This is a genomic window from Burkholderia sp. Ac-20345, from assembly GCF_017104825.1.
Lineage (GTDB): Bacteria > Pseudomonadota > Gammaproteobacteria > Burkholderiales > Burkholderiaceae > Burkholderia > Burkholderia lata_B.
In genome coordinates this window covers 45,316-57,347 of the sequence record NZ_JAAGPO010000013.1, presented here as the reverse complement: position 1 = coordinate 57,347, position 12,032 = coordinate 45,316, and the positions used below count along the sequence as shown (strand labels likewise).

Genomic DNA, 12,032 nt, shown 5'->3' with positions numbered 1-12,032 from the left:
ATCGCGCGCTCGATTGTCGGGCAGGGTAGGCAGGTCTCCAATGGAGTCCGCACGGGATGACAACATTGGAGACACGCCATGCAATACCCTGACGAAATCGGTTCGACGCGTCGTGACGGCGCACATGCCGCACCGGATCTCGACGTGATCGTCGTCGGCGCCGGATTCGCCGGCCTTTACGCGCTGTACAAGCTCCGCAAGCTGGGCCTGCGTGCGCAAGCGCTCGAAGCGGGCAGCGGCATCGGCGGCACGTGGTTCTGGAACCGATATCCCGGCGCGCGATGCGATGTGGACAGTGTCGAGTACTCGTATTCGTTTTCCGACGAGCTGCAGCAGGAATGGAACTGGCCGGAGCGCTTTTCCGCGCAGGGCGACATTCTTCGATACATCAATCATGTCGCCGATCGCTTCGATCTGCGTCGCGACATCCGGCTGAACACGCGCGTGCAGTCGGCGAGCTTCGACGCGCCGAACGGCGTCTGGCGCGTCGAGACGGTCGACGGGCAGGTGGTCACCGCTCGCTTCTGCGTGATGGCGACCGGCAATCTGTCGTTGCCGCGCGTGCCGGAATTCAAGGGGCTCGATACCTTCAAGGGCGACTGGTATCACACCGGCCTCTGGCCCGACGAACCGGTCGACTTCACCGGGCGCCGGGTGGGCGTGATCGGTACGGGTTCGTCCGGCATTCAGGTCATCCCCATCGTCGCGAAGCAGGCAAGCGAACTGTACGTGTTTCAGCGCACGGCAAACTTCACGCTGCCCGCTCGCAACCGCGCACTGACCGGCGACGAACTTGGCCGGCACAAGGCGCGTTACGAATTCTGGCGGGCCGAGGCGCAAAACACGCCCTTCGGTATCGCGGGGCACGCGGCGCCGACGAAGAACGCACTGGACGACACCCCCGAGGATCGTCTCGCCACGTTCGAGGAAAAATGGAAGGCCGGCGGCAGCATCAGTTTCCTGTATGCGTACAAGGACCTGCTGACCAACCAGGCGGCGAACGACACGGCCGCGGAGTTCGTCCGCAACAAGATCCGCAGCACGGTGAAGGATCCGGCGACCGCCGAGCTGCTCGTGCCGAAGGACTATCCGATCGGCGCGCGGCGCCTGTGCCTCGACACCGGCTATTACGAGACGTTCAACCTGCCGAACGTGAAGCTGGTCGACACGAAATCGGCGCCGATCGTCGAGATCACGGAAACGGGCGTGAAGACCGCGACGGGCGACTATGCGCTCGACACGATCGTGTTCGCGACCGGCTTCGATGCGATCACCGGCGCGCTCGCGGACATCGATATCCGCGGACGCGACGGCCTGCCGCTGAAGCAGAAATGGGTGCACGGGCCGCGCACCTACCTCGGGCTGATGACGGCGGGTTTCCCGAACCTGTTCATCGTGACCGGCCCGGGCAGCCCGTCGGTGAAGTCCAACATGGTGTGCGCGATCGAACAGCACATGAACTGGATCACCGATTGCATCGGCAAGCTCGCCGCCCACGGCACCTCGACGATCGAGCCGGATCCGGAAGCGGAGACGCGCTGGGTCGAGCATGTCAACGAGGTGGCGGATGCGACGCTGTATCCGCTGGCCGAGTCGTGGTACACGGGCGCGAACGTGCCGGGCAAGCCACGCGTGTTCATGCCGTATGTGGGCGGGTTTCACCGGTACCGCGCGATTTGCGACGAAGTCGTCCGCGATGACTATCGCGGTTTCGTGATCGCCGATGGTCAGGCAGCCGAGGCGTGACGCGCGATGCCGATTGCGCGTGAAGTCGCTGCGAGCCTGAAGGGCGTTGAAGCCGCGCCGCCGCTGCGCTGAAGCGACCACGACGACGAGATGAACCGCCGCGGCAGCGCGTGCGGTTTCATCGACCATTCACAAGCTTGTTCGAGGGTGTGATGACATCAGTACAGGACATCGGCTTTCTGGGGCTGGGGAAGATGGGGGCGCCGATGGCCGAGCGCCTGCTGGGGCAGGCCTGCCGGCTGCATGTGTACGATCCGTCCGCGCAGGCGATGGCGCCGTTCGTTGACGGCGGCGCCGTCGCGCATGGATCGCCGCGCGCGGTCGCCGACGCGGCGAGCATCGTCTTCGCCTGTTTGCCGAACCGGGACGTGTCGCTGGCTGTCGGCCTCGGGCGCGACGGCGTCGTGCACGGTTCCGCGATGCGTCTTTACGTGGAGATGTCGACGATCGGCCAGGACATGATCGAGCGGATCGGTGACGGCCTCGCGCAACGCGGGATCGATATCGTCGACGCGCCGGTCTCCGGCGGCCCGTCCGCGGCGCGGGCCGGCACGCTCGCGATGCTGGTATCGGGCATGCCGTCAGCGGTCGAGCAGGTGTCGCCGCTGCTTGAACGGATCGGCAAGGAAGTGTTTCCGATGGGGGACCGCCCCGGCATGGCGCAGATCATGAAGATCGTGAACAACGTCGTGATGGCAGCCAACCTGGTGGTCTGCGCCGAGGGGCTCGCGATGGGCGCGAAAGCCGGGCTCGACGCGGACATGATGATGCGGTTGATCGACTCCGGTTCCGGCCAGAGTTTCGCGTGCTCGAAGATCATGAGCCGGGCCGTGTCGGGGGCATTCGACTTCGGTGCCGCGCTCGCCGTGATCGAGAAAGACATGGCGCTCGGCCTTGCCGAGGCACGCCTGATGGAAGTGACGATGCCGGCAATCGAACGCGCGCGGGACGTCTGGCACGCGGCGTACGAAGCCGGCCGCGGCGGCGACGACTTTACGTCGATCCTCCGGTACGTCGAGGAGCGGAACGGCACGCGCGTTCGGGGGCGTGCCGTTCAAGCGTGATGCTCGCCGGCTACGCCGCAGCCCTCCGCAGCGGCGGAACGCCGAGCAGGAAACTCTGCATGCCGAGGCAACTGACTATCTGCATGACCTGGAGCACCTGCGCCGGTGTCGCACCGTAGCGCAGCGCATTGCGCGTATGAATGCGCACGCCCGGCTCGAACATGTGAGTGGTCGAGACGTCGATCGCCACATACAGCAGCTCCTTGACGACGGGCGCCAGGGTGCCCTCGCGCCAGGGCGTGGACGAGAACGCGGTATAGCCGTCGAAAAACGCCGGCGAACTGCGGACCATCGACGTCAGTTGATCGCTCCAGTAGCCCCGGCTGGCAGTGAACGCCGATTTGACCTGCTCGAATTTTTCGTCGAGCGGAAATGCCGTATCGACCGACTGGCCGTTTGCCTCGATTTCCTCGAACAGCACGGGTACGCCGACCATGTACGAGTGGATGCCGAGCACCGACGAAATCTGCAACGCCTCCGCGATTTCCTGGCGCGTGGCGCCGTGACGCAGCGCGCCCTGGATGTGCAGCGCAACCGCGTCGCCGTTCAGGTGCGTGACGCTCGCGCTTGCCGCGATCATGACGAGATCGCAGAGTTTGGGCTCGAGATGGCCGGCATCCAGTGCGGCGCGGGCCATCACGAGGTAATCGTTGAAGAAGACGGGATCCTCTGCGAGCGCCTGGTCGTGCACGTCGCTCCAGTAGCCGTGTAGTCGTTCGAATTCGGCCTTGAGCGCTGATTTGTCTGTCATGAGTGTCTCCTCTGGAAGCGTGTCAGGTAACGCGTATCGACGTGTGCCCGGGAAATCGAAGCGTTTCCGGCGACCGCCGGGATGCGCCCGTTGCCGTTCCCGCTTTGCGTCACGTCAGCCCCGATTGAAAGGGACGAGAGGAATGCGCCGCAATTGAAACCGGCTCACGTTTCCGTACTTTGAAAGTAACGGCGGAACGCGAAATGAACGCGCACGTTCCTGTAGAACGGAGGCTTCCAAAGCACGGGACAGAGCGCGTCGCTCGATTGACGACGCTAACCCGACACTCGACCATGCATGAACGAGGATAAGAACTCCGGAGACGAATTTCATGCATCCCCGCCAGGCACGGTCAGTCGTTATCCAGATCGGCTACATCGTGCCGCCGAGCGCCTGCGCATCGGGCTATCGGCATTCGAGCGAATCGATTCCCGATGTGCCGGTTTCTCGATCGAAGCCGTCTTTCGCATCGACGTCCGCACGAGCGTGTGCCTGTCAGTCGGGGGAGCGGATCGGCGAATCGACGTAGTGAGCGTATCCGGGTGGCGCTGGTGAAGCGTCGTTCAGGAGGGCCTGACGGCGCATTCCCGGACGCGTACGGAACGGTTCCTGGCGACGTATCAAAGTACGGAAGAGTTGCCCGGGCCTGATGATCCGGGGCCCGGTTCCGCGTTCAACATTCGAAGCAGGCTGCAGGGACGTTGCCGTCACGCTCGCACGCCCCGGGTCGACACTGGAATGACGCATTTCGTGTAGTGAAAGTACGGAAACCCAACATGGACATGAAACTTGCAGGCCGGCGAGTCTTGATCACCGGCGCATCACAGGGCATCGGCGAGGGCCTCGCGAAGGCATTTGCCGCAGAGGGATGCCACCTCGTCTTGACCGCACGCTCGGCAGACAAGCTGGAAAATCTGGCGGCCGACCTGCGCGCCGCGCACGACGCGCGCGTGGACGTGCTGGCACTGGACATGACGGCGCCCGGCGCGATCGACGAGGTCGTTGCGTTCGCGGGCGACGTCGATGTGCTGGTGAACAACGCCGGCGCGATTCCGGGTGGCACGCTGTGGGACGTCGACGAGGAGGCGTGGCGCAAGGGCTGGGAGCTGAAGGTGTTCGGCTACATCAACCTGACGCGCGCGATCTACACACGGATGAAGGCACGCGGCGGCGGCGTGATTCTCAACAACATCGGCAATGGCGGGCAGAACTTCGACTTCAACTACATCGCGGGTTCGACCGGCAACGCCGCGTTGATGGCGTTTACGTGTGCGCTGGGCGGCCGCAGCCTGGAGGATGGCATCCGCGTGGTGGGCGTCAATCCGGGGCCGGTCGGCACCGAGCGAATCGCCAAGGTGCTGAAAAACCACGCGGCGCGCCTGCTCGGTGACGAAGCGCGCTCCGACGAGCTGATGGCCGGCTATCCGCTGGGGCGTGCGGCGACGGTCGACGAAGTCGCCGATCTGTTCGTCTATCTGGCGTCGCCCCGCTCGGGCTACACCAGCGGCACCATCGTCACGGTCGACGGTGGCATCACCTCCAAGCGCTCGGTAGCCTGACCATGTACAAGCATGTTTTCTCGCCGCTTCGGATCGGCGCCGTCGAGATTCCGAACCGGATCGTGCGCACCGCGCATGCGACACGCCTGGCCGACCGCTACGTCAACGACGACCTGATTGCCTATCACCTGGCACGCGCGAAAGGCGGCGCGGGGTTGTCGATCATCGAAAGCACGTCGGTTCACCGCTCATCGACCTTTTCGCTGACGGCGAGCGACGATGGATCGATTGCGCCGATGCGCAAGCTGGTCGATGCCATCGCCCCGACGGGCATGAAGCTGTTTACGCAGCTCTGGCACGGCGGCTACACCGATCCGGCGGCGGACGGCGGCCTGCCGTGGGCCGTATCGGCACTGGCGGGACGCTACTCGGTTGCGCCGCCGATTCCGATGACCACCGACCAGATCGAGGAGGTGATCGATGCGTACGCCAAGGCGGCCGCCCGGATGCAGGTCGCAGGACTGGACGGCGTGGAAGTGCTGGCCGGAGCGGGCTACCTGTTCTCGCAATTCTTCTCGCCGGTACTGAACCAGCGTACCGATGCGTACGGCGGCAGCTTCGACAACCGCATCCGGGCGTTCCTGGAAACGCTGCGCGCGATTCGCGCGGCGACGTCGCCGGATTTCGCGCTCGGCGTGCGCATCGGCGGAAGCTCGGACCCGCGCATTCTCACGGATGAGGACGTCAATGCGATTGCATTGCGGGCACAGGCCGAGGGGCTGATCGATTTCGTCAACATCACGCACGGCGACTACTACTTCCACGTCGACCGCTATGCGGGCATGGACGCGCCGGTCGGCTACCAGATGCCGCACGTCGAGCGCATATCGGAGGGCGTGACGGTGCCGCGCATCGTCGTGGGCCGTTACGCGACGCTGGACGATGCCGAGCAGGCGTTGAAGACCGGGCAGGCCGACATGATCAACATCGTGCGCGGGATGATCGCCGATCCGATGCTGGTCGTGAAGAGCCGGGAAGGGCGCGGCACCGAGGTGCGGCCTTGCATCGGCTGCAACCAGGGGTGCCTGGGCGGCGCGTTCGCCGGCCGGATGGGCTGCGCGGTGAATCCGGCGGTAGGCTACGAGCGGACGCTGTCCGACGAGACGATTGCGAAAGCCGCAACACCGCGCAAGGTGCTGGTGGTGGGCGGCGGCGTGGCGGGCATGGAAGCCGCCCGCACGGCACTGCTCGCCGGGCACCGCGTGACGCTGGTCGAGGCGATGTCCGACCTGGGCGGCCTGCTGAACTGCGCGAAACACCTGCCGAAACTCCACCCGATCGGGGACATCGCGATCTGGCTGGAGAACGAGATCTATCGCCTCGGTGCGGACGTGCGGCTGTCGACATACGTGGACGCGGACGACGTGCTGGCCGAGGCGCCGGACGCCGTCATCGTGGCGACCGGCTCGCAGCCCGCGGACGTTCGCGAGTTCCGGCAGACGGCCGACCCGGCCGCGCAGGTGCGGATTGCGCGCGAAGCGACGGTGCTGACGCCGCTGGATCTCGCGATGGCACCGCCGCAGGACGTGGGGCGCACGGCGCTGGTGTTCGACGACGTCGGACACTACGAAGCCATCGGCTGCTGCGAAGCGCTGATCAATCGCGGCGTCGAGGTGACCTATGTGACGCGCCACCTGATGTTCGCCCCGGCCGTCGAGACCACCGGGCGCACGCAGGCCGCGTTGCGCCGCCTGCACAGCGCGGGCACGCTGCGCATCGTCACGCAATCGGCGCTGGTGTCGATCGACAGCGGCAGTGCCGAGATCAGGCCGCTCTTCGGGAATCAGACCGAGCGTATCCCGGCCGACACGGTGGTGCTGGTGGGCTACCGGGAGTCACAGAACGAAATCTGGGAGGCGTTGCGCGGGCGTGTGGCGCAGTTGCATCTGGTGGGCGATGCGCTGTCGGCTCGAGACATTCAACCCGCGATTCGGGAAGGTCACATTGCGGCACGATCGATAAAGTAGGAAACCGGCAGGTCGATTGACTGGAACGTGTCAGCCTCGACGGATCGCTGCAGACTGTGCGAGCAGCCCCGTCGAGCTGGCGGTTGCCTGACCGCGGATTCCCGCCGCATCACCCATTGCCTACTGCACCCATTCGATTGGCAAGCCATCGACCGAGCCTTCGATTCCCCATCCCGCCTCGTTCCGGCACTTTTTTCCACAAAAAATAGTTGCCGGCAATCGTTTGCGCCCAGCCGCGTGGCGTTCAGTTTATTCATCACATGCCGATATCTTGAAGGCGCTCCTGATCGAGGCGGCATCGCCCCCGCCGCGTCGATCAGGCACGGCATCAGCCCATGCGACGGATAGGGGAAAGAAGGTTTTGGCGACAGTTTTCGGGTGCATCGTTCATCGGCACAATCACTGGCTGGTGTTGCTTGCCGCACTGTTGTGCGGGGGCGGCTCGTGGGTCACCGCGCGCCTGTTCCAGCGCACGGTGAACACCTCCGGCACGCAGCGGCTCGGCTGGCACGTGCTGACGGCCATTTCGGCCGGCGTGGCGATCTGGTGCACGCACTTCATCGCGATGCTCGGCTTCGACGCCGGCGCGCCCGTGCACTTCAACCTGCCGCTCACGCTCGTGTCGCTGCTCATCGCGGTGGGCGGCAGTACGATCGGCTTCGCGCTGACGACCTGCCGCGTCGTCAAGGTCGCGCCCGCGCTCGGCGGCGCGATCGTCGGCGTGGCGATCGTGCTGATGCACTACACCGGCATGCTCGCGTGGCGGGTCGAAGGCATCGTGTCGTGGGACGTCGGCTACCTGATCGCGTCGGTGCTCCTGGCGATGACCCTCGCGGCGCTCGCGCTGCACCTCGCGATGCGGCCGTCGCCGCACGCGGTCAACCAGATGGCCGGCGTGCTGTCGCTCGCGATCCTCGCGCTGCATTTCACCGGGATGTCCGCGCTGCGCATCACGCCGCTGATGCTCGACGGCACGTGGACCGACGTGAGCGCGCTGCGCCCGCTGGCGCTGGCGGTCGCGGGTACGTCGCTCGTGATCGTCTGCACGGGGCTCGTGAGCTACCTGATCGACAGCAACGTGCGGGCCGAATCGCTCGAGCACCTGCGCCGGCTGGCGCTGAGCGACATGCTGACCGGCCTGCCGAACCGGGCCAGCTTCAACGAGCGGCTGGACCTCGAAATCGCGCTTGCGCAAGAACAACGCACGAAGCTCGCGCTGATCGGCATCGACCTGAACCGCTTCAAGGAAATCAACGACCTGCGCGGCCACCACGCCGGCGACGAGGTGCTGCGCATCCTCGCGCGGCGCATGGCGAACCTGCTGCGTGACGGCGAATTCGTCGCCCGCATCGGCGGCGACGAATTCGCGGCGCTCTGCCGGATGGACGACGACACACGCCTGATGGATCTGCTCGAGCGGCTCGAGCCGGCGCTCTACAAGCCGGTCAGGCTGGACGACTACGAGGTCGTGCCGGGCGCGAGCTTCGGTGTCGCCATCTACCCGGACGATGCCGCCACCAAGGCCATCCTCATCAACAATGCGGACCTCGCGATGTACCGCGCCAAGGGCAGCATCGCGCAATCGATCTGCTTCTACGAGCCGGCGATGGACCTGATCGTCCGCGCGCGGCGCAGCCTCTCGGCCGACCTGCGCCGCGCGGTGGGCGACAATCAGCTGAGCATCCACTACCAGGTGCAGACTTCGCTCGTGACCGGCGAGATCCGCGGCTACGAGGCGCTGCTGCGCTGGCAGCATGCGACGCTCGGCACGATTCCGCCCGCCGAGTTCATTCCGCTCGCCGAGGAAAACGGCGTGATCCTGGACATCGGCGCGTGGGTACTGCGCGAGGCATGCGCGCGGGCGGCGACGTGGGAGCCGCCCTATGCCGTCGCGGTGAACGTATCGGCCGTGCAGTTCATGCACGCGGACCTGACGGCGCTCGTGACCGAGGTGCTCGAAGAAACCCGCTTGCCGGCCTCGCGCCTGCAGCTGGAGCTGACCGAATCGACGATCTTCGCCGGCCGCGAGCGCGCGCTGGACACGCTGCGGCAGATCAAGGCGCTGGGCGTGAGCATCGCGCTCGACGATTTCGGTACCGGCTATTCGTCGCTCGACACGCTGCGCTCGTTCCCGTTCGACCGCATCAAGCTCGACCAGTCGTTTGTCGCGGACGCGGAAGCGAAACCGCAGGACCGCGCGATCATCCGCGCCGTGCTCGCGCTCGGCAAGAGCCTGGGCATTCCGATCCTGGCCGAAGGCATCGAGACACACGACCAGCTTGCGTTGCTGGCCGACGAAGGCTGCGACGAAGCGCAGGGTTTCCTGCTCGGCAGGCCCGCACCACTCAACGAGATTGTCGGCAGCGGGCAGATCGCGCTGACCGGCAGCAACCGCGCCAGCGCGCCGGTACCCGCGTCCGAATCGGCCGTCAACGCCGAGATGGACGCGGGCCCGCGCGGGTAACCGACGACGCCGGACACGGCAACCTGAACCCGGGTTGCAGCACGCAGGCTCACATGAAAATCCACCACGCACGGATGACAAGACTGGCAAGCATCGCGGCGCCGGCCCGGAACCCGGACCTGCTCGCGGCACAATACCGGGTATTCGCCAGCCAGCTCCCGGTGATGTACCTGATCCTCATCTCGAGTACCTGGAGCCTCGCCGTCACGCACCTCGGCAGTACGCCGTGGTGGCTGTCGGTCGCGATGCCGGCCGCGATGACGCTCGTGTCGCTCGCGCGGTTGCTGCACTGGCACCGCGCCCGGCAGCTGGAACCGACGCCGGACACCGTGCTGCGCGCGCTCACGGTCACGAACTGGCTGGTGATCCCGATCGCGGTGACGTTCACCGCGTGGGCGCTGCTGCTGTTCCCGTACGGCGACGCGTGGCAAAAGGCCCAGGTTGCGTTCTACATGGCGATCACGGTGATCGGCTGCATCTTCAGCCTGATGTACCTGCGCACGGCTGCGCTGAGCGTGGCCGTGATCGTCAACGTCGTGTTCATCGCGTTCTTCCTCTCGACGCGCCAGCCGACGCTCGTCGCGACCGCTGTCAACATGGCCTTCGTGTCCGCGGCGCTGATCGCCGTCATCACGGTCAACTACCGGGGCTTCCTGCGCACCGTCGATGCCCAGGCCGAATCGCGTCTGCGCGAGCAGGCGCAGACCCGGCTGATGCGGATGATCGACGACATGCCGGTGGCCGTGATGACGGCCGACCCGGAGACGTTCCGCATCAACTACCTGAACGCGACGTCGCGCAACCTGCTGCGCTCGATCGAGCATCTGCTGCCGATCCGCGCGGACGACGCGCTCGGCGCGTCGATCGACTTCTTTCACCCGCACCCGCAGCACCAGCGCCGCCTGCTCGCCGATCCGGCGAACCTGCCGCATCGCGCCCGCATTCCGCTCGGGCCGGAAGTGCTCGACATCCAGGTCTCGGCCGTGCGCGACGCCCAGGGGCGCTACATCGGCCCGATGCTGTCGTGGTCGATCGTCACGCAGCAGGCCGAGGCGGAAGCGCGCATCCACCAGCTCGCGCATCACGATTCGCTCACCGGCCTGCCGAACCGCGCCACCTTCCTTGCCGAATTCGACGCGAGCCTGCGGCGCGCGGACAAGGTGCTCGGGCTGCTCTTCATCGATCTCGACGGCTTCAAGCTGATCAACGACGCGTGCGGGCATTCCGCGGGCGACGCGGTGCTGCGCCAGGTCGCGGAACGACTGCGCGGGCAGTGCCCCGAGCCGGGGATGATGCTCGGGCGCATCGGCGGCGACGAATTCGCGGTGCTGCTGCGCGACACCGACGCGGACGGCGCGATGGGCGCGGCCGCGCGGCTCGTCGACACGCTCGTCGCCCCCTATGCGACGTCGCCCGAGCGGCAGTTCCGCATCGGCGCGTCGATCGGCTGCGTGCTGGCGCCGCATCACGGCAACGACGCCGGCGTGCTGCTGTCGCGCGCGGACATGGCGCTCTATGCGGCCAAGAAAGCGGGGAAGGGCACGTACCGGATGTTCTCGCCGGACATGGAAACGAGCGCGCAGGAGCGGATCGCGCTCGAATCGAAGCTGCGCGTCGCCCTGGACGAGAACCAGGGGCTGTACGTGTTCTACCAGCCGATCGTCGATGTCCGCACCCGGCAGATCACGACGCGCGAGGCGCTGCTGCGCTGGCATCACCCGCGCGCCGGCTGGATTTCGCCGGGCCGCTTCATTCCGGTGGCCGAGCGCGGCGGGCTGATCGAGCGGCTCGGACGCTTCGTGCTCGATCAGGCCTGCCGGGAGGCGGCGCGCTGGCCGGACGGCGCGCGTGTTGCCGTCAATGTATCGGCGGCGCAGCTCGGCCACGGCACGATCGTGCCGACCTTCGCGGCGGCGCTGGCCGGCGCGGGCCTCACGCCCGACCGGCTGGAAATCGAGGTGACGGAAACCGCGCTGCTGCACGACGAGGGCAAGGCCATCGCGGACCTGCGCGCGCTGCGCTCGATGGGCGTGCGCGTCGCGCTCGACGACTTCGGCACGGGCTTCTCGTCGCTCGCGCATCTGCGCGCGTTCCCGTTCGACAAGATCAAGATCGACGGCAGCTTCGTGCGCGATGCGGTCACGCGCCCGGACTGCGCGGCCGTCGTGCGTGCGGTGGCCGATCTCGGCAAGCGCCTCGGCGTGACGACCGTCGCGGAAGGCGTCGAGACGGAGGAACAACTGGCGTGCATCACGGATGCCGGCTGTCGCGAGGTGCAGGGCTTCCTGATCGGCAAGCCCGCGCCGGGCGAGCAGGATGCGCCGGCGATCCGCTGGATCGAGCGGGCCGCGCTGGCGGCGCAGGCCACGGCCAGGCAGGCGTGAGTGCCACCGTCGACGAAACGACTGGACGAGCGGATGCCCGATGCGGATCGTCAGGCGTGAGTGCCGACACGGCTGCTCCGTCATCGGCACTGTCCGC

General features: G+C 66.6%; 7 protein-coding genes. 6 read left to right on the top strand and 1 reads right to left on the bottom strand.

Annotated features, from left to right (window positions below; genetic code table 11):
* Positions 1-78: 78 nt before the first annotated feature.
* Positions 79-1,746: an NAD(P)/FAD-dependent oxidoreductase gene (locus G3O06_RS08720; protein ID WP_205815739.1), complete on the top strand. Its 1,668-nt coding sequence runs from the start codon at positions 79-81 to the stop codon at positions 1,744-1,746.
* A gap of 152 nt (positions 1,747-1,898) precedes the next feature.
* Positions 1,899-2,810 (top strand): NAD(P)-dependent oxidoreductase, encoded by a 912-nt coding sequence (locus tag G3O06_RS08715; protein ID WP_205815738.1) that lies wholly within the window; start codon positions 1,899-1,901, stop codon positions 2,808-2,810.
* 10 nt (positions 2,811-2,820) lie between these two features.
* Here the strand turns inward: G3O06_RS08715 and G3O06_RS08710 are convergent, their stop codons facing one another.
* Entirely contained in the window at positions 2,821-3,561 is a 741-nt protein-coding gene (locus G3O06_RS08710; protein WP_205815737.1) for a carboxymuconolactone decarboxylase family protein, read from the bottom strand.
* A gap of 776 nt (positions 3,562-4,337) precedes the next feature.
* Here G3O06_RS08710 and G3O06_RS08705 point away from each other — a divergent pair.
* The 4 genes from G3O06_RS08705 to G3O06_RS08690 all read left to right on the top strand — a co-directional run bounded on the left by G3O06_RS08705 (position 4,338) and on the right by G3O06_RS08690 (position 11,935).
* Entirely contained in the window at positions 4,338-5,120 is a 783-nt protein-coding gene (locus tag G3O06_RS08705) for an SDR family oxidoreductase (protein WP_174967224.1), read from the top strand.
* On the top strand, positions 5,117-7,087 hold the full coding sequence (locus G3O06_RS08700; RefSeq protein WP_205815761.1) for an FAD-dependent oxidoreductase: 1,971 nt from the start codon (positions 5,117-5,119) through the stop codon (positions 7,085-7,087). Before G3O06_RS08705 ends, G3O06_RS08700 begins: the two co-directional genes overlap by 4 nt.
* 361 nt (positions 7,088-7,448) lie before the next feature.
* Positions 7,449-9,551: an EAL domain-containing protein gene (locus G3O06_RS08695; protein ID WP_205815736.1), complete on the top strand. Its 2,103-nt coding sequence runs from the start codon at positions 7,449-7,451 to the stop codon at positions 9,549-9,551.
* Between the two features lie 53 nt (positions 9,552-9,604).
* Entirely contained in the window at positions 9,605-11,935 is a 2,331-nt protein-coding gene (locus G3O06_RS08690; protein WP_174966875.1) for an EAL domain-containing protein, read from the top strand.
* The last annotated feature ends 97 nt before the right edge of the window (positions 11,936-12,032 follow it).